Source organism: Nonomuraea sp. NPDC049709, assembly GCF_040674815.1.
Classification (GTDB): Bacteria; Actinomycetota; Actinomycetes; order Streptosporangiales; family Streptosporangiaceae; genus Nonomuraea.
In genome coordinates this window covers 42,704-61,319 of the sequence record NZ_JBFANM010000021.1, presented here as the reverse complement: position 1 = coordinate 61,319, position 18,616 = coordinate 42,704, and the positions used below count along the sequence as shown (strand labels likewise).

At 74.3% G+C, this 18,616-nt stretch carries 13 protein-coding genes; 9 read left to right on the top strand and 4 right to left on the bottom strand.

The window, feature by feature from the left end:
• Window positions 1–79: 79 nt before the first annotated feature.
• Window positions 80–2,383 carry an excinuclease ABC subunit UvrA gene (locus AB0J69_RS22320; protein WP_364120149.1) on the bottom strand — a complete coding sequence of 768 codons (2,304 nt, stop codon included), beginning with the start codon at window positions 2,381–2,383 and terminating at the stop codon, window positions 80–82.
• A 235-nt stretch (window positions 2,384–2,618) separates the two neighbouring features.
• Between AB0J69_RS22320 and AB0J69_RS22315 the strand changes: the two genes are divergently transcribed.
• Both AB0J69_RS22315 and AB0J69_RS22310 read left to right on the top strand, forming a co-directional pair.
• Window positions 2,619–3,311, top strand: a complete 693-nt coding sequence (locus tag AB0J69_RS22315; protein ID WP_364120146.1) for a hypothetical protein — start codon at window positions 2,619–2,621, stop codon at window positions 3,309–3,311.
• Window positions 3,312–3,393: 82 nt separating this feature from the next.
• Window positions 3,394–3,822: a hypothetical protein gene (locus AB0J69_RS22310; RefSeq protein ID WP_364120143.1), complete on the top strand. Its 429-nt coding sequence runs from the start codon at window positions 3,394–3,396 to the stop codon at window positions 3,820–3,822.
• 49 nt (window positions 3,823–3,871) lie between these two features.
• Here the strand turns inward: AB0J69_RS22310 and AB0J69_RS22305 are convergent, their stop codons facing one another.
• A complete protein-coding gene (locus AB0J69_RS22305; protein ID WP_364120140.1) occupies window positions 3,872–5,035 on the bottom strand; it encodes a histidinol-phosphate transaminase in 1,164 nt (387 codons plus the stop codon).
• 59 nt (window positions 5,036–5,094) lie between these two features.
• Window positions 5,095–6,219 (bottom strand): PP2C family protein-serine/threonine phosphatase, encoded by a 1,125-nt coding sequence (locus AB0J69_RS22300; RefSeq protein WP_364120137.1) that lies wholly within the window; start codon window positions 6,217–6,219, stop codon window positions 5,095–5,097.
• 464 nt (window positions 6,220–6,683) lie between these two features.
• Between AB0J69_RS22300 and AB0J69_RS22295 the strand changes: the two genes are divergently transcribed.
• From AB0J69_RS22295 to AB0J69_RS22265, 7 genes are all read left to right on the top strand, one after another.
• On the top strand, window positions 6,684–9,806 hold the full coding sequence (locus AB0J69_RS22295) for a hypothetical protein (protein ID WP_364120134.1): 3,123 nt from the start codon (window positions 6,684–6,686) through the stop codon (window positions 9,804–9,806).
• Complete coding sequence (locus tag AB0J69_RS22290) at window positions 9,806–11,221, top strand: hypothetical protein (RefSeq protein ID WP_364120131.1); 1,416 nt, start codon at window positions 9,806–9,808, stop codon at window positions 11,219–11,221. Before AB0J69_RS22295 ends, AB0J69_RS22290 begins: the two co-directional genes overlap by 1 nt.
• A complete protein-coding gene (locus AB0J69_RS22285) occupies window positions 11,218–12,732 on the top strand; it encodes a hypothetical protein (protein ID WP_364120129.1) in 1,515 nt (504 codons plus the stop codon). Before AB0J69_RS22290 ends, AB0J69_RS22285 begins: the two co-directional genes overlap by 4 nt.
• A 140-nt stretch (window positions 12,733–12,872) precedes the next feature.
• Window positions 12,873–14,636, top strand: coding sequence for an ABC transporter ATP-binding protein (locus AB0J69_RS22280; RefSeq protein WP_364120126.1), 1,764 nt, complete (start codon window positions 12,873–12,875; stop codon window positions 14,634–14,636).
• A gap of 61 nt (window positions 14,637–14,697) precedes the next feature.
• A complete protein-coding gene (locus tag AB0J69_RS22275) occupies window positions 14,698–16,527 on the top strand; it encodes an ABC transporter ATP-binding protein (protein WP_364120123.1) in 1,830 nt (609 codons plus the stop codon).
• 14 nt (window positions 16,528–16,541) lie between these two features.
• Window positions 16,542–17,375 (top strand): NAD-dependent protein deacetylase, encoded by an 834-nt coding sequence (locus tag AB0J69_RS22270; protein ID WP_364120120.1) that lies wholly within the window; start codon window positions 16,542–16,544, stop codon window positions 17,373–17,375.
• 5 nt (window positions 17,376–17,380) lie between these two features.
• Window positions 17,381–17,758: a YchJ family metal-binding protein gene (locus tag AB0J69_RS22265; RefSeq protein WP_364120117.1), complete on the top strand. Its 378-nt coding sequence runs from the start codon at window positions 17,381–17,383 to the stop codon at window positions 17,756–17,758.
• Here the strand turns inward: AB0J69_RS22265 and AB0J69_RS22260 are convergent.
• On the bottom strand, window positions 17,740–18,588 hold the full coding sequence (locus AB0J69_RS22260; RefSeq protein ID WP_364120114.1) for an SAM-dependent methyltransferase: 849 nt from the start codon (window positions 18,586–18,588) through the stop codon (window positions 17,740–17,742). The genes AB0J69_RS22265 and AB0J69_RS22260 overlap by 19 nt on opposite strands.
• Window positions 18,589–18,616 lie beyond the last annotated feature (28 nt).

The following is an 18,616-nucleotide window of genomic DNA, read 5'->3' as shown; positions in this document are numbered from 1 at the left end:
CCTTTCGCACGTCCGCGCCTTCTGGCCCGCCGTACTTCCGTGAGGCCCGCCGGGCGCGCGGGGCGCCCGGCGGGGCCGGTCAGAGGCGGTTCACGTAGTCGCGTAGGTGGATGGCGGTGAGGGAGGTGCCGGTGGCCAGGAGGTCGCCGGGGGTGCCGGAGAAGACGACCTGGCCGCCGTCGTGGCCGGCGCCGGGGCCGAGGTCCACGATCCAGTCCGCGTGGGCCATGACGGCCTGGTGATGCTCGATCACGATGACCGTGTTGCCGGCCTCCACCAGGCGGTCGAGCAGGGCCAGGAGCTGGTCCACGTCCGCCAGGTGCAGGCCCGTGGTGGGCTCGTCCAGCACGTACGTGGTGCCGTTCTTGGCCATGTTGATGGCGAGTTTGAGCCGCTGCCGCTCACCGCCCGACAGCGTGGTCAGCGGCTGGCCGAGCCCCAGGTAGCCGAGGCCGACGGCGACGAGCCGGTCGAGGATCGTGCCGGCCTGGCCGGTGGGGAAGAAGTCGCGGGCCTCGGCCACCGGCATCTCCAGCACCTCGCTGATGTTCTTGCCGCGCAGCCGGTACGTCAGCACCTCGGGCGTGAACCGCTTGCCCTCGCACTCCTCGCACACCGAGGCCACCTCGGCCATCATCGCCAGGTCGGTGTAGATCAGCCCGATGCCCTTGCACGCCGGGCAGGCGCCCTCGGAGTTGGCGCTGAACAGGCCGGGCTTGACCCCGTTCGCCTTGGCGAAGGCCGCGCGGATCGGGTCGAGCACCCCCGTGTACGTCGCCGGGTTGCTCCTGCGCGAGCCGCGGATCGGTGACTGGTCGGCCACCACCACGCCGTCCAGGCCCGCCACGTGCCCGTGGATCAGGGAGCTCTTGCCCGACCCCGCCACCCCGGTCACCACGGTCAGGACGCCGAGCGGCAGGTCCACGCTCACGTCGCGCAGGTTGTGCAGCGTGGCGTTCCTGATCGGGAGCTGCCCGGTGGGCTTGCGGACCTCCTCGCGCAGCCGTACGCGGTGGTCGAGGTAGCGGCCGGTCAGCGTGCCGGAGGAGCGCAGTCCGTTCAGGTCGCCCTCGTAGCAGATCCGGCCGCCGTCCTTGCCCGCGCCCGGGCCGAGGTCCACCACATGGTCGGCGATCGCGATCGTCTCCGGCTTGTGCTCGACCACGAGCACCGTGTTGCCCTTGTCGGTGAGCTGCAGCAGCAGCCGGTTCATCCGCTGGATGTCGTGCGGGTGCAGCCCGGCCGTGGGCTCGTCGAAGACGTACGTGACGTCGGTCAGGCTCGAGGTGAGGTGGCGCACCATCTTGACCCGCTGCGCCTCGCCACCCGACAGCGTGGACGACTCCCGGTCCAGGCTGAGGTAGCCCAGGCCGATCTCGACCAGCGAGTCCAGCGTCGAGCGCAGCCCCTCCAGCACCGGGCCGACCGCCGGGTTGCCGATGCCGCGGACGAAGTCGGCCAGGTCGTTGATCTGCATGGCCGAGCACTCGGCGATGTTCCTGCCCTGGATGCGGGCCGAGCGGGCGGCCTCGTTCAGCCGGGAGCCGCCGCAGGCGGGGCAGAGGGCCAGCTTGACCGCCCGGTCGGCGAACGCCCGCGCGGCATTCTGCAGCGACTCGCGGTCCTTGCCCAGGTAGCTGCGCTTGACCCGGACGACCAGGCCCTCGTAGGTGAAGTTGTTGGCGCCGTACTTGATCTTGGTGGCGGGCTTGTGGAGCAGGTCGTCCCACTGCTGCTGGGTGAAGTCCTTCAGCTTGACGTCGGGATCGAACAGCCCGGAGCCGGCCACGACCTGCCAGGGCCAGCTGTCCACCGCGTACCCGGGGGCCCTGATCGCGCCCTCGTTCAGCGACAGCTCCCTGTCGACCAGCTCGTCCACGTCGATCTCGGACGCCTTGCCCAGCCCCTCACAGGTGGGGCACATGCCCTCCGCCATGTTGAAGCTGAAGGAGGAGGCCGAGCCGACGTGCGGCTCGGCGATGCGGCTGAAGATGATCCGCAGCATGGTGTGCGCGTCGGTGGCGGTGCCCACGGTGGAGCGCGGGTTGGCGCCCATCCGCTCCTGGTCCACGATGATCGCCGCGCTCAGGTTGTGCAGCGCGTCGACGTCGGGGCGGGCCAGGCTCGGCATGAACGCCTGGATGAACGCCGTGTACGTCTCGTCGATCAGCCGCCTGGACTCCGCGGCGATGGTGTCGAAGACGAGCGAGGACTTGCCGGAGCCGGACACTCCGGTGAAGACGGTGAGACGCCGCTTGGGGATGTCCAGGGAGACGCCCTTGAGGTTGTTCTCCCTGGCGCCGCGGACCTGGATGCGGTCGTGGCTGTCCGCGGCGGTGTGGTCGCGGGGCTGGACGGTGCTTGCCTGGTGGCTGGAGCGCACGGAACCCTTCCATCGTCGGCCGACTATTTATGCCGTAAGGGGATTAGCCGGGACAGCTTACATCGGCTCGGGACCGGTCCGGCATGGCGTGGGCGTGCCAACGGGCCGTGAAATCGAAAGGAACGCCGGACGATGGCCGCCTCAGCCCCCGGCCTGCGCGGATAGCGTGTCAGCAATCGCCTGTGGTCGTCCGTCGGAGTTCGTTCAGTTGCGTGAGAATCACCGGGAGGCCGGCGTGCGCGCCGTCCTCGAGAAGGGGAGGCTCGTCTCGCTGGAGGTCGAGCCCCGGCTGCTGCGTGAGCCGGCCGACGTCGTGGCCGGCCTGGTGGCCGAGGCGGTGGACGCGGCCTTCGGCCGGGCGTCGTCCGCCGCCGACGACGGGGTCGTGCCGTTCGTCGAGCCGCTGGCGCTGGCGCGGGAGCTGCGCGCCGTGCGGGCCGAGCTGGACGCCCGGATGGCGCGGGTGACGGCGTCGATCGAGGTGAGCGCGGCCGCCCTGCGCGCCGGAGCCCGCGTCGAGGCCGGGGCAGTGGGCGGGGTGCCCTCGCTGGCCTTCGGCGAGCTGTTCGACCAGCTCATCGACATGCTGGAGACGATCGGCGGCGTGCCGGACGCGGACCTGCGCGGCGTCTCGGAGGGGCCGGTGAGCGCCGTGTGCGCGCCGGGGCCGCGGCTGGTCTCGCTGAGCGTGGCGCCGTGGGCCCTGTACGGCGGGACGAGGGCGCTGGGCGAGCGCGTCGTCCGCTCGGTGAACGCCGCCCTGGACGACCTGGAGGCCGGGGTGCTGCGGCGGCGCGCGGAATCCGGCGCCGGGGCCGACCTGGTCATGGCCAGGGTGGCGGAGCTGCGGGAGCAGGGCGTGCTGCGGATGCGGGCGTACACGCAGGGGATGGCGGGGCTGATGGCCGGGATCCGGCCGCGATCGTAAAGGGGGAGCGGATGGTGCACGGGCTGAGGGAGCCGGGCCGCCGCACGGCGGATGGCGGCGCGGACGAGCGAGGGGGTGCGCGGTGAGCATGGAACTGCCCGCCGCGCTGGCGCCGATGGAGGTGTTCCTCGGGCGGCTGTTCTCCGACGTGGACGAGGACGCGCTGGTCCGGATGGGTGACGAGCACGAGGGGCACGCCGCCGCGTTGCTGGGACTGGGCGGCATGGGACGGGGCGGCATGGGACGGGGCGGCATGGGACCGGGCGACACGGGACCGGGCGACACGGGACCGGCCGGCACGGGCGCCCAGGTCATCGGGCTCGGGCTGAAGGCGTCCGCCGGGATCATGCTCGCCCACAAGGGCATCACCCTGCTGCAGTACGCCCTCACCGCGGCCGCGCTGGCCGAGACGCTCGCGACGGGCGGAACGCTGGCGCCGGTCGTGCGGCAGGCCGGGCAGCGGGCGCTCGACGCGGTCTCGACGGTCACGGTGAACGAGCTCCCGACCTGAGGTCACGGCCGGGGCGGGGCCCTCCTGCCGGGTCCCGGCTCCGGCCGGGTCACGCGGAGAGCGGGTTGGCGCGCCTGTGGTGCAGGCCGATCACGGGGATCTCGTGCAGGCTGCCCGAGTACAGGAACTGCGTCATGCCGATCAGCAGCCGGCGCACGTCCTCCTGCGGCCGCACGACCAGGCGCAGGAACTGGCTGGTGGTGCCCAGCTTGTTGCCGCACTCGCGGACGTACACGCCGTGCTCGGTGAGCAGGTGGTCGCGCAGCGGCACCCCGTCGTGCCCGGGCGGCAGCTTCACCAGCAGGAAGTTGCCCTGCGAGGCGAACACCGACAGCCCCGGCATGGTGCTGAGCTGCTGGAACATCGCCCTCCTGTCGCTGCCGAGCCGCTTGAGGCTCTCCTGGTACTCGGGCATGAACTGCCGCATCATGAACACCACGACCTCGGCGAACGAGTTGAGGTTCCACTTGGGCAGCGCGTCGCGCACCCGGCCCGCGAGCGCCGGGTTGGCGACCATGTAGCCGAAGCGGATGCCGTGCAGGCCGAAGTTCTTGCCCAGGCTGCGCAGCACGATCACGTTCGGCCGCACGGCGGCCTCCGCCGCCACCCCCGGGTACGGCTCGGCGTCCACGAAGTCCCCGAAGGACTCGTCCACGATCACCAGGTCCAGGTCGATGAGCTGGTCGAGCAGGTGCAGGACCTCGTGTTTGGGCAGGTAGCCGCCGTCGGGGTTGTTCGGGTTGCAGATGACCGCAACCCGGGAGCCGCGCATGCGGATGAACGAGACGTAGTCGTTCACGTCCAGCGTGAAGTTGCGGCTCTCCAGCAGCGGATACATGTCCACCCGCTTGCCCGTCTCCAGCGGCTGGTCGGTCCACCGGCCGAAGGTGGGGATCGGGATCGCCAGGCTCTCGCGCACCAGCAGGTGGTCGATCCACGTGATCAGCTCCGTCGAGCCGTTGCCCATCGCGACCGTCTTGGGATGCAGCCCGAGCGTGGAGCAGAGCTCCTCGGTGATCGTCCCCGCGTCGCTGGGATAGAACTTGAGTATCGTCTCCAGGTTTCTCCCGAGGTGATCGAAGATCTCCGGCGTGGGGAAATACGGGTTGCACGGTATGCAGAAGTCCACCGGGGCGCGCTCTCCCGTCGAGCTGCGCATAAGTGAGAAGTACGACGGGCTGTGCGCTTGTGCCCGCAAGAGACTGAGCTCCACGACACCTCCATGGACCACGTGTCCGATGTGTGTAGGTACGCGCCAGTGGAGCGAGCGGTTCATGATGTTGGGCGGAAGAGCCTCAGGGATGTTTCCGTCCTGCGGAGCGTGAGGACGGCGATGTCGTCGCGCGGGACGGCCCGGGTGAACTCCCGCAGGTCGGCCCCCAGTCTACGGGCGAGGCCGGCGGGCGGGTCGAGGGCCCACGCGCGCAGCCGCTCCTCCAGCGGGTAGAAGGTGCCGTCGGGGTCGCGGGCCTCGGTGACGCCGTCGGTGCACAGCAGCAGCGTCGCGCCCGGCGGGAACGCGAACCGCACGCCCCGGCGCGGCGTCTGCGTCAGCGACGCCAGGCCGAGGGGCACCGCCGCCTCGCCCAGGTTCGCCTGGTGGGCGTCGCCGTCGTGGATGACGTACGGGGCGATGTGGCCGCAGTTGACCGCCTCCACCCCCGGCTCCTTGCCGATGTCCAGCACGAGGGCGGTGACCAGCCGCTCGGGCTCGCCGGTCATGGAGGCGAAGGTGTTCTGGCGGACCACGGTGTTCTCCAGGGCGGCCACGACGCCGGTGAGCGTCTCCTCCCGGTAGGCCGCCTCCCTGAACGAGCCCAGCACGGCCAGCGCCGTGCCGATCGCCGGCAGGCCCTTGCCCTGGACGTCCGCGATCAGCACCCGGGTTCCGCGTCTGGAGGGCGCCACCTCGTACATGTCGCCGCCCACCATCGTGTCCTCCTCCACCGGCTGGTAGAGGCCGTCCACCACCACGTCCGCGGTGCGCAGCGGCAGCGGGCGCACGATCAGCCGCTGCAGGGCGGCCGCGGCCGAGCGCAGCCGGTGGACCTCCTCCTCGCGCCGCACGCGGTAGCGGCAGCCCAGCACGCTCAGCACCCCGAACAGCGCCGTGAACCCGGTCGCCAGCAGGATGTCGTCCGGCTCCCCGCGCAGGTGGATGCCGGTGATCACTTCCACCACTATCACCCACACCGAGGCGACCACCGTCTGCCACACCTCGCCGAGGCCCGAGACGATCGCCGGCAGGAAGATCAGCAGCGGGAACAGCCGCACCGCCGTGCCCGTGGTCACGTCCAGCGCGATCACCACTCCGGTGACGACGAGGAGCCCCACCACGAACACCGGTGTCCACAGGTGGGGCCCGTCGCCGCGCCGCCGCCGTCCGTCTTCCGTCACTGCTCCCCCTTCGCCCCCGTGTCACCTTCTATCAGTCCGTTTCTCCTCTCCGGCGTGCTGGCACGCGCCCTTGACCCCACCTTGGCCTGGCGCGGAAATGGGAACGCGAATTAGGCGCGAGAAAACGAAAGGCCGCGAGAAATCGTCGGCCGGCGGCTCGGCCGCGTATTGAATGGGCGGCAGAATCGGCGGGCCGGGTGCTGTCGCCGAATTTAATCGGGCATTCTCGCGGGAGGGCTGCGATGACCCTCTGTGCTGCAAGGATAGGTCGGGTGGCTACGCAAAGTAAACAGCCGCGCCCCTTATGGCGGGGTTTGTTTGTGTTGGCAGGCAATTCTCCGTGGGGTTTGGTGGTTCTCATTTTCTTCTAATCCGGCAACTCATTGACACAGGTAAATGATCTTGTAAATATCTGAGTTGAGGCGCCGTGCGGCGAATTCACGCCAGGAAAGGGAGAAGTCCATATGGACATCGAGCACGACTGGACCCTGCTGCCTGCCGTGGTCGTACGGAGTGCCGGGTTTCCCTGGGAGCTCGTCCTGTCCCTCGTCCACCCCAGGGCGGCGGAGGCGGCCGCGGCCGTCGTACGGCTGGAGCGGCAGGCGCTCGCCCTGCTCGACGACGGGCCCGACCACGGGGCGGACGCCGGTTCTTCCGGCGGGGGAAGGCTGCCCCGTGGCTTCCGCGGCCGCCTGCGCGCGCTACGTCCGCTGCCACCCGGCTCGCCCGGTCCCGACGACTGGCTGGCGGCCTGGAACGACGTGACCGGGCAGCTGGAGGAGGCGCGGCTCACCCTGGCCGGCATGGTCGCGGGCGACGCGGCGCTCGTCCGGGCGGCCATGGCCGGGATCGTGGCCGACGAGCGGTTCCTCGACGCGCTCGTGTGCTCCTCGCCCGGCCTCTACCGGGACCTGCGGCACGGTGCCGAGGGCGGAGAGATGCGCCGGCAGGTCGCCGCCCACGTGCAGCGGCTGTCGGCCTCGTGCGGGACGGAGGGCTGCTACGGGCCGATCGGCTACGGGGCCGTCGCGGCGGGGGCCGGCGGCTACACCTGGGCGGGTCATCGCGAGTGCTACCGGCGGGTGGCGTTCGCGGCGGCGCGCGTGGAGGAGGCGCTGCAGCAGCACATTCTGGCCGATCCCGCGCTGGTGGCGGGGCTGGTGCCGCGGCGCAGGACGTGGACGGCGGAGGCGCCCGACGGCGCCGCGTTCGCCGGGCACTGCGACGGGCGGCGCACGCTGGCCGAGATCGCGGCCGAGACGGGGACGGGGCTGGAGCGGGCGTCGGCGGCGCTGGCCGTGGCGGTGCGGCGGGGGCTGCTCACCCACGACCTGTGCCCGCCCGCCACCGTCTCCGACACCCTGGGCTGGCTCCGGGAGCGGCTCGCCGCCCGGGGGGTGCCGGTCGCGCCGGGGGCCGGGGGGAACGGCCCTGCGGGGGCGGGGGAGGCACCGGGGCGAGACCGGGGCGGTCCGCGGGGTGCCGTCGGCGGGCCGTCCGGGCGTGACCGGGACGGTCCGCGAGGGGTCGTCGGCGGTCCGCCCGGGCGTGACCCGGGCGGTCCGCGAGGTGCCGTCGGCGCGCCGTCCGGAAGGGACCGGGGTGGTCCGCGGGGTGCCTTCGGTGGGCCGCCCGTCTCCGGGCGCGGCCGGGCGGGTCTCGCCGGCACCTGCGAGTGCGGACTCGCCGTCCCCTTCGAGGAGGGGGTCGGCGGCGCCCGGAGCCCCTCCGCGCTGGAGGCGGGTCCTTCCGAAGAGGGTGCCGCCGGGGCATCGGGTTCCTCGGGGAGGGGCGCGGCGGGGGCGGCTCCTGCCGAGGACGGTGCCGGCGCGGGGGAGGCGGGCCCTTCCGGAGAGGGCGCCGCCGGGGGGCAGGGTTCCTCCGGGTCGGGTTCCTCCGGGTCGGGTTCCTCCGGGTCGGGTTCCTCCGGGCCGGGCGGTGGCGGGTGCGGGCACGGAGGTGCGCGGGAGGTGCGCGGGCGGGGGCTCGCGGAGGCTCCCGGCGTGCCGGGGCAGGGGTTCGTGGCTCCTGCGGTCGTGCCGGAGCGGGGGGACGGCCCGGCCGGGGTGCCGGCGCAGCGGGAGCACGTGGCTCCCGGCCACCGCGTGGCGGACGCTGACCTGCCGCTGGGCAGGCGCGTCGGCGAGATCGGCGAGCTGCTCGGGCAGTACCCCGCCGCCTCGCCCGATGTGAAGCTGGCCGTGCAGCGGCGGATCGAGGCGCTGGCCGGCGGGGGGCAGCGCGACGACCGGGCGATCGTGCACGAGGCGGCGGCCGGCACCCTGCGGGTCACGGTCGGCGACGCGCTCGCGGCCGACCTCAAGAGCCGCGTGCCCCGGGTGCTCGACCTGCTCGCCGAGGAGTCCGAGCTGACCAGGCTGCGTACCAACCGGCTGGTGGCGGGGCGGCTCGGGGCGGGCACGTTCGCGCTGGCCGAGGCGCTGCGGGCGACCGGCGACCTGGAGATCGAACACGGTGACCGGCTCGCGCGGCGCATCGCCGCCATCGTGCGCGACGCCTCGGCCGGGGCGGCCGAGCTGAACCTCGCCGGCCTGCTGGACGAGCCCGCCCCGCCGGCCGTGCCCGTGCTCTGCTCGGCCGACGTCATGGTGGCGGCGCCCTCGCTGGAGGCGTACGAGCCGGGGGTGACCCCGCTAGTCCTCAGCCGGCTGCACGACGCGGTGCTGCTCACGCCGTGGGCGCTGCAGTTCCACGAGGAGAGCGCCAGGTGCCTCGCCCAGCGGGACACGGAGATCAGGCTGGCGCTGTCCGGGTTCACCGTGCTGAACGTCATCTCCCGCCGTTCCGACGGCGTGCCGCCGCTGGAGCTGCCCGGGCCCGTGCTGGAGCTGGGCGGGGTGGCGGCCGACCCGAGGCGGCGGCGGATCGGGCTCGACGAGCTGTACGTGCACAGCGACGGGCAGCGGGCCCTCCTGTACGCCAAGGGGCTGGACGAGCCGCTGCTGCTGCACAACGGCGGGCACGACCCGGCCCAGCACACGGCCCTGCACCCGGCGCTGCACACAGCCCTGCACACAGCCCTCGCCCTGCCCAGGATCGGCCTGCCCCGCCTCCATGACCTCGCCCGGGTCCCCCGGCTGACGTGGGACAACGTCGTCATGTCGGGGCGGCGGTGGCGCGTGGGCCGGTCGTCGTTCGAGGCGCTCGGGCAGGCGGCCGGCGATCGCGAGCTCCTGCTGGCGATGGCGCGCCTGCGGGAGATCCACGACCTGCCGGTCGCCTTTTTCGCCTCGTCGGCTCGGGGGCACGAGCCCGTCTACGTCGACACCCGCGCGCCCGCGCTCCTCGAAGGGCTGGCCCGCCTGGCGGCCACGGCCGATGAGGTCGCGGTGACGGAGGTGCCGGCGGGGCCGGACGAGTGCTGGCTGCGGGAGGGCGAGCAGCGTTTCGCGGCGGAGCTGCGCTGTGTCTACCTGCGACCGGCCGGGAACGGGCGCCGCGACGGCCACCGGGACCCCGGCCGGGGCGCGTCCGGGAGACCCGGCCAGGGCGCTCCTTCGAACCTTCCGGGCGGTCGCCACGGACCGGCGGCGCATCCGTACCCGTGGCCTGGAGGGGGCTGCTGATGGAGCTGCTCGTCATTCCGCCGTTCACGGACTTCACGACGGAGGTCGTTCCGCCGGCCGGGGTCGAGGTGGTCGATCTGGGAGCGCGGATCGTCGAACGTCTCGCCGAGCCGGCGCGGCTGCGGGCCGCCGCCGAAGGGCTGCCTGACGGGCCGCTCACCGCGCTGTTCGGGCGGGCGGCGGCGGCCATCCTGGAGCGCGAGGTGTACGACGACGCCCATCTGCGGGCGGTCGGCACGGCGCTCCGGCTGGCGGGCGACCCCGCGGTCCGGCTCAGCATCGACGATCTGGAGCTGGCCGAGGGCAGCACGCAGAGCAGCCGGGACGTGCTCGGCGCGGCCGCCCGGTGCCGGTTGTTCCGGCCCGAGGTTGAGATCGCCCTGGAGGCGGCCAGAGGGCGGCGGGCGCACGTCGTGGTGGACGGCGAGCAGCAGCTTCCCGCCGCGTTCGCGCTGGTCAAGGCGCTGGGGGCGGAGCGGGTGACGTTGTGCGGGCGGCTCGTGGCCGAGCAGGTCACGGCGTTGCGGCGGGTGCCGGAGCTGGCCGGGGCCGAGTGGCTGGACTGGTCGCCGGATCGGGTGATCAGGCGCTGCTGGACCGCCGGGCACGACGCGGCCGTGCGCTGGGTGACCGGGGCGGACCGGCCGCCGGTGAGCGGTCCGTGGGCGGGGTGGCTGGACGCGGTCCGCGCGGGGGCGTTCTCGCGGGAGGCGCTGGCCCGCTGCCGCGGCCTGACGATCACCGTGACGCGGATCGACTTCCTGGCCGCCGCCACCGGGCTCAACGGCGTGACCGTCAACCTCCGGCGGCTGCTGGCCGCGATCCCCGCCGAGGCGCCGGTGATGTGCGAGCTGGCGGTGGGCGCGCCCGGGATGGCCGCGGGGGTCGTGGGGGAGTCACTGGAGCTGCTGGCGGACGGGCCCGGCGGGGTACGGCCGGCCGGGCCGCGGCCGTACCGGATGGGCATCCGTACGGTCTGGGCCGGTCAGAGCGTGCGCTTCCCGCCACGCGCCGGGAACGACCTGGCCCGATGGATCGAGTTCGACGCGCCCGAGACCATGCGCCCCCGCGAGGTGACGGCCATGATCGGGGGGTGGCTGGACCGGCTTCCCGGGTTGCCGCCCGGCAGGCTCGCCGCCTGTTCCGTCGCGGGGCCGGCGCTGCCCGTGCCGGCGTGTGCGTGGGACCCGTGCGCGGAGGTGGTCGCGGGGGCCGGGCCCGACGGGCGGGGGCCGGGCACGTTCGCCGTGAGCCTGCGGTCCGGGCGGTCGTTCCGGCTGCGTCAAGGGCTGGTCGCGCCGGTCGCGCGGCTGGCCGCCGACGACCCGCACGCCCTCGACGGCCTGACGGACGGGGCGCGGGAGCGGCTGACGGCGGAGCTGGCCGAGGCCGGGGTGTTGAGGGGGCGCGGGTGAGCGGCACGTGGCAGGGGGAGGAACCGCCTGGCGCCAGGGCGGCGGCGTTAGGCGGGGAAGGCGGCGTCCCGGGCTCCGGGGAGATCTCGTGGCGGATCCGGGCCGGTGTCGCTGAGCTGGTCGTCGAACTGCGTCCGTGGTTCCTGCCGCGGCCCCCCGGGCTGCCGGCGCGGCTGCTCGACGGGCTGGGCCATCCCGATCTGCGGCGGCTCACCGAGCGGCTGCTCGACGCCCGCCGGCGCCTGGCCGCCGAGCGCGAGTGCTTCCAGCGGCAGGCGGCGCCGCTGCGTGACGCGGTGCTGAGGCTGCCGCCCGAGCAGTGCGCGCTCGCCGGGCAGTGCCTCAGGAGCGTACGCGCCGGGGCGCCGCTCACCGGGGACGAGATCCGGCTGCTGGAGTCGCTCGGCATGGGGGAGCGGGCGCGGCGGTGGCGGTCCGCCGTCGTCGCGGCGGGTTCGGCGCGGGCCGCGGCCAGGAGCGCCCATGCCGCCGCCTGGCTGGTGACGCGGCGCAGGGTCGCCGAGGCGTACGACGACGAGTCCGTACGGCATGCCGCCCTCCTCGCCGATCCCGCCTTCCACCGGGAGATCGAGCGGCATCCGCTGGCCCGGCGGCCCGGGGACGGCACGGCCCGGCGCTCCCGGCTGCGCACCGCGGCCGCACACCGGCTGCTGCGCCGCTTAGCGGCGGCGGGCGGCGGGCCCCGGCTGCGGGCGCGGTTCGAGCCTGGGGGCGGCGGGTCGTGGCGCGTGGGCGAGCCCGGGTCGGAGCCGGTGGTGATCGGCGGGGCCGCGCTGGAGCGGTTGCGGGAGGCGCTGACGGCGGTGGTGCCGTTGTGGTGCCTGGCTGCCCTGCTCGCCCGGGAGGGCAGGTCCGGGCGGGTGCGGGAGCTCGGCGCCGTCCTGGCCGGGATGGCGTCGGAGGCGCTCCTGTCCGGAGAGGGGCAGGAGGTCGTCCGGCTGGACGCGCGGGCCGTGGCCGGGGCGACCGCGGGGTGGTGGGCGGGGGCAGGAGAGTGGCCGGACCTCCCGCCGCCCGGTCCCGAACTGATGGCCGCCGGGGCTGAGCCGGGTGCCGCGACGTGGCTGCTGTCCGGGACGGGACCCGGCTGCGGGCCCCTGTACGAAGGGCCCGGGACCGCGCCGGTCGAGATCGACCTCGGCGCGCGGACCCCGCGCATCATGATCGACGACCTCGTCTACCAGCGGGCGCGCTGGCGCCTGCACCTGCCCGAGGAGCGGGGCGCGGACTCCTTCGACCGCTGGCTGGCCATCCACCGCCTCCGCCGCGAACGTGACCTGCCCCGGCACGTCTTCGTCCGCCACCCCGCCGAGCCCGGCCCCTTCCCCGTCGACTTCTGCGATCCTCTCGCGGTCGAGGACCTGGCCCGGCGCGAACCGGCCGAGGTCCTGGTCACCGAGATGTTGCCGGTTCCCGGTCAGGAGCGCGGGGACGGGCAGGCGCGGTGCGCGGAGCTGGGCGTGGCCTGCCTCGTACGAAGGGCGCGCTGAAAACCGGTTGCCCGGAGGCGGCCCCGGCTGGTGTACTCCCCGGCGGAAGCAGATCGACCGGCGAAGGAGGCCCGCGATGCGGGAAGCGTTCATGTCCCCCCAGCTCAGCGAATCCTCCTACGCAAAGGGCATGACGCTTCTTGACCCCGTACGCGCTCCGGACCCCACCACCTGACCCTTCCGTCCTGCGCCTGCTCAGCCCCGGGCGCCGCGCCACCGCCGGGCTGGCCGCGGCCATCGCCGCCGCCACCGCGCTCCCGCTGGCGGCGCCCCAGATCACCCGTCGCTTCGTCGACGACGCCATCGCCGGCGCCGGCATCCGCCACCTGACGCTGATCGCCCTCGGCTACCTCGCGCTCGCCGTCGCGGGCCAGGCCGCCAGGATGGTCACGGCGTGGCTGGCCAGCAGGCTCGCCTGGGACGGCACCAACCGCCTGCGCGAGCGCCTCGCCCAGCACGCGCTCGGCCTCGACCTCGACTTCCACGGCAGGCACACCCCCGGCGAGCTGATCGAGCGGGTGGACGGCGACGTCGTGGCGGTCGCCGACTTCGTCGTCGCTTTCGTGCTGGACGTCGTGGCCAGCGCGCTGCTCCTGGCCGGCGTGGTCGTCGTCGTGTTCGGTGTCGACTGGCGCATCGGGTGCGTGCTGCTGGCGTACTGCCTGCTCGTCGGGTACGGCATGGTGCGGGCGCAGCGGCTGGCCGTGCCGTCGGCGGCGCGCTCCCGGGCGGCCGGCGCCGCCCTGTTCGGCACCCTCGAAGAGCGCCTCGCCGGGGCCGAGGACATCAGGGCGAACGGCGCCGGCGAGCATGTCGTCCGCCGCTTCCACCAGGTCAGCGCCGCCCTCTTCCGGGCCGAGAACCGCGACGCCCGCGTCGGCACCATGCTCCTGGCCGGCACCTCGGTGGCCTTCGCCGCGGGCACGGCGATCATGCTGGGCCTGGCCGCGTGGACCATGGAGGCCGGCGCGCTCACGGTCGGCACCGCCGTGCTGCTCTTCCAGTACACGCTCATGGTCCGGGCGCCGTTCGAGCGGCTGATCGACCAGATCAGGCAGTACCAGGCGGCCCTGGCCGGCCTGGCCCGCATCGCCGGCCTGCTGGCCGAGCGGCCCGCGCTGGCCCCCGGCACCCGCCCCCTCCCCGCCGCCGGCCCGCTCGGCCTGCGCTTCGAGGGCGTCGGCTTCTCCTACCCCGGCGACGACGAGCAGGTGCTGTCCGGCATCGACCTCACGCTCGCCCCCGGCGAGACGCTCGGCCTGGTCGGGCGGACCGGCAGCGGCAAGACCACCCTGGCCCGGCTCGTGCTGCGGCTGCACGACCCCGTCGAGGGCACCGTGCGCGCGGGCGGCGTGGACCTGCGCGAGGCCGACCCGCGCTCCCTCCGGAGCCGGATCGGCGTGGTCACCCAGGACGTGCAGCTCTTCGCGGCGAGCGTGCGGGACAACCTGACCCTCTTCCGCCCGCCGCCGGGCGACGAGCGGCTGCGCGAGGTCCTCGACGCCGTCGGGCTCGGGGAATGGGCGGCGGCCCTGCCCGACGGGCTCGACACGGAGCTGGGACCGGGGCTGGGACCGGAGCTCGGCGCCGTGTCGGCGGGCGAGGGGCAGCTGCTCGCGCTCGCGCGGGCGTTCCTGGCCGACCCCGGGCTCGTCGTGCTCGACGAGGCGTCCAGCCGGCTCGACCCGGCCACCGAGCGCCGCATCGAGGACGGCATCGGCCGCCTGCTGGCGGGCCGGACCGGCGTGATCATCGCGCACCGCCTGTCGTCCCTGGCGCGGGTGGACAAGATCGCGGTGCTCGACCGCGGCAAGGTCGTCGAGTACGGCTCCCGCGCCGACCTCGCCGCCGACCCGCACAGCCGGTTCGGCCGGCTGCTGGACCTGGCGGGGGTGGCCCGGTGAAGCCGGTGCTGTCGCTGTCGCTGTCGCTGTCGCTGCCGCTGGCGCCGGCGGGGGTGGGCCGGTGAGGCCGGTGATGCTGGTGGCCACCCGGCTGGCCACGTTCGACCTGCGCCGGTACCTGGTCGGGGCCCTGCTGTGGCTGCCGGTCCACGTGATCCCGCTGGCCTCCGGGCTCGTCCTGCAACAGGTCTTCGACCAGATCAGCGGGCACCAGCCGGCCACCCTGCGGGCGACCCTGTGGTTGTGCGCGGCGTTCGTGGCGGTCGAGGTCGTGCGGGGGATGGTGATCGTCGTCGCGTGGACGTACGGCGTCTACTGGTGGACCGCGGCGGCGACCCTCCTGCGGGCCAACGTGCTGCGCTCGGTGCTCACCGCGCGCGGGCCCGCCGCCGCCCGGCTGCCGCACTCGTCCGGAGAGGCCGTCTCCCGCATGCGCGACGACGTGGCCGACGCGGTGGACCTCACCGACGAGAGCGTCAGCCTGGCGGGCACCACGCTGTTCGCCGCCGCGGCGCTGCCGATCATGTCCTCCGTCGATCCGGCGATCACGCTGGTGCTGGCCCTGCCGATGATCGCGGTGGGCGTGCTCAGCCGGATGATGCGGCGGGTGATCGCCCGGCTGCACGGGCGGGCCAGGCGGCTCGGGGCGGCCGTCACGGCGTACGTGGGCGAGATGTTCGGCGGCGTGCTCGCGCTCAAGACGGCCGGGGCCGAGGCCGCGGCGCTGGAACGGCTGCGCGAGCACAACCGGCGGCGGCGCGACGCCGCCGTCAAGGACCGGATGGCCACCGACCTGCTGGACGCCGCGACGACCACGACCGTCGAGCTCAGCACCGGGCTCGTCCTGCTCCTGGCCGCCCCCGCCATGCGCGGCGGCGACTTCACCGTGGGCGACCTCGCGCTGTTCACCAGCTACATCGGCTGGCTCACGGCGCTGCCGCGGTCGATCGGCACGGTCCTGTCCCGGCTGCCCCAGGCGGCGGTCGCGACGGAGCGGCTCACCCGGCTCATGGCGCCGCACGAGGACGCCGGCGACCTGTCGCGCGGCACCGGCGTCTGGCTGCACCGCGACCCGCCGCCCGCCCCGCCACCGCCGCCGCCCGCCGACCGCCTCCAGGTGCTGGAGGCGCGCGGGCTGACCGTGCGCGGGGTGCTGCACGGCGTCGACCTGCGCGTCGAGCGCGGCTCGTTCACGGTCGTCACCGGTGCCGTGGGAGCGGGCAAGACCACCCTGGTACGCGCCCTGCTCGGCCTCCTCCCGCTGGACCGCGGGACGATCTCGTGGAACGGCACCGCGGTCGCGGACCCGGGCACGTTCCTGGTCCCCGGCCGGGCCGCGTACGCCGGCCAGGTCCCCCGGCTGTTCTCCGAGACCCTGCGGGAGAACGTGCTGCTCGGCCGGCCCGCCCGCGACGAGGAGGTCCGGCGGGCACTGGAGCTGGCGGCGTTCGAGCGGGACCTGGCCGAGCTGCCCGAGGGGCTCGGCACGGTGGTGGGGCCGCGCGGGGTGCGGCTGTCCGGCGGGCAGGTGCAGCGCGCCACCGCCGCCCGCGCCCTCGTACGTGCTCCCGACCTGCTCGTCGTGGACGACCTGTCGTCCGCGCTGGACGTCGAGACCGAGCGGCTCCTGTGGGACCGGATCGCCGGGCGCGGCCCCGACACCGTCCTGGTGGTCTCCCACCGGCAGGCCGCGCTCGAACGCGCCGACCAGGTGATCGTCCTCGACCGGGGCCGCGTCGCCGGCCGGGGGCGGCTGGCCGGGCTGCTGGAGAGCTGCCCGGAGATGCGGCGGCTGTGGTACGCCGAACGCGTCGTGGAGGCGGAGGAGCGGGCGGGCGATCCATCGTGGGCTGTCGACCGTGGGCTGGGTCGGGAGCAGGCAGGTGGCTGATGCACCATAGGGATGTGACACCTAGCACCACGAAGGTGACGGAGCTGGTCGAGCTGGTCGCCAGGGGACAGGTGGCCGTGCTCAGCGGGGCCGGGCTGTCCACCGAATCGGGCATCCCCGACTACCGGGGGCCGACAGGGCGGGCCCGGCGCGCCGAGCCGATGACCTACCAGCGGTTCGTCGGCAGCGCGCAGGCGCGGCAACGCTACTGGGCGCGCAGCCACGTCGGCTGGCGGCAGATCGGGCAGGCCCGGCCGAACGCCGGGCACCGGGCGGTGGCCGAGCTGGAGCGGCGCGGGCTGCTGGCCGGCATCGTCACCCAGAACGTCGACGGCCTGCACCAGGCGGCCGGCGCGGAGCGGGTGATCGAGCTGCACGGCGGGCTCGACCGCGTCGTCTGCCTGTCGTGCCGGGAGCGCACGCCGCGCGCCGAGCTGGAGCGCCGCCTGCGCGAGGCCAACCCCGACTGGGAGGGCAGCGGCCGGATCAACCCCGACGGCGACGCCGTGCTCACCGACGAGCAGGTCGCCGGGTTCCGGATGGTGGACTGCTCCGGGTGCGGCGGGGTGCTCAAGCCGGACGTGGTGTTCTTCGGCGAGAACGTGCCCAAGCCGCGCGTGGACGAGTGCTTCGCGGTCGTGGGCGGGGCGCGGGCGCTGCTCGTGCTCGGGTCGTCGCTGGCGATCAGGTCAGGGCTGCGGTTCGCCGGCAAGGCCGCCGCGCTGGGCATCCCCATCGCCATCGTCAACCAGGGGCCGACCGGCGCCGACGCCGACGCGGCCCTCACCCTGGACGCCCCGCTCGGCCCGACCCTCACCGATCTCACGGTCCGGCTGGGGGCAGAATAGGGCGCATGCCTCCTCGTACGTGTCTCTGCGGCCTGCCCGCCCCCTACCAGGACTGCTGCGGCAGGCTGCACCGGGGCGAGGCGACGGCCACCACCGCCGAGCAGCTCATGCGCTCCCGCTTCAGCGCGTTCGGCGTCGGGGACGAGGCCTACCTGCTGCGCACCTGGCATCCCTCCGCCCGCCCGGCCACCGTCGGCCTGGACAAGAGGGTGAAGTGGGTACGGCTGGAGGTGCTGGAGACCAGCGGCGGCAGCGTCGTGCACACCGAGGGCACCGTCCGCTTCCGCGCCCACTACCTGGATCGGGGACGGCCCGGCGTGATGGAGGAGAACAGCCGGTTCGTGCGGCACGAGGGCCGCTGGGTCTACGCGGGCGTGGCCTGACCCTTGCGGCCGACCGCCCCGACGAAGGTGTGGTAGGTGATGCCGGGCTCGGCCTGGTCGTCGGAGTCCGGGCGCCACTCCGGGAGCGGCACCAACCCCGGCTCCAGCAGCTCCAGCCCGTCGAAGCAGGCGAGGATCTCCGCACGGGTCCGCCACCGGCCGGTGCCCAGCGTCTCGTTGAAGATCTTCTCGGCCGCGAACGCCTGCCGAGACACCTCCGGATGGGCCAGGCCCGGGTTGTGGAAGTGGGAGACGGCCAGGTAGCTGCCCGGGGCCAGGCGGTCCACCATGCGGCGGGCGATCCCGGCCGGGTCCTCCTCGTCGGCCAGGTGGTGCAGGATCGCGAACATCAGCAGGCCTACCGGCCGGTCGAAGTCGATGAGGCGCCGGACCTCCGGATCGTCGATGATCCCGTCGGGGTCCCTCAGATCGGCCTCCACGACCGTGGTGGCGTCGTCGTCCACGGCGAGCAGGGCGCGGCCGTGCACCAGGACGGTCGGGTCGTTGTCGACGTAGACGACGCGGGCGCCGGCGGTGGCCGACTGGGCGATCTCGTGGACGTTGCCCTGCGTGGGCAGCCCCGAGCCGATGTCCAGGAACTGGCGGATGCCGGCCTCGGCGGCCAGGTGACGGACCACCCGTCCGAGGAACTCCCGGTTCGCGCGGGCGGCCTCCGGGGCGTCGGGGGCGATCTCGAGCGCCAGCTTCGCCATGCGGCGGTCGGCCTCGTAGTTGTCCTTGCCGCCGAGCATGAAGTCGTAGACGCGGGAGACATTGGGCTTGGTGGTGTCGATGTTCCCGGGCGCCCGCTCCCGCTCGTAACCAGCCATCGCAGGCTCCTTCGGGTACGTCAGCTGG

What these genes read in the sequence shown, in the direction of transcription:
- AB0J69_RS22295 (WP_364120134.1), top strand. Translation starts at nt 6,684, where the DNA reads ATGGACATCGAGCACGACTGGACCCTGCTGCCTGCCGTGGTCGTACGG.
- AB0J69_RS22290 (WP_364120131.1), top strand. Translation starts at nt 9,806, where the DNA reads ATGGAGCTGCTCGTCATTCCGCCGTTCACGGACTTCACGACGGAGGTC.
- AB0J69_RS22265 (WP_364120117.1), top strand. Translation starts at nt 17,381, where the DNA reads ATGCCTCCTCGTACGTGTCTCTGCGGCCTGCCCGCCCCCTACCAGGAC.
- AB0J69_RS22260 (WP_364120114.1), bottom strand. Translation starts at nt 18,588, where the DNA reads ATGGCTGGTTACGAGCGGGAGCGGGCGCCCGGGAACATCGACACCACC.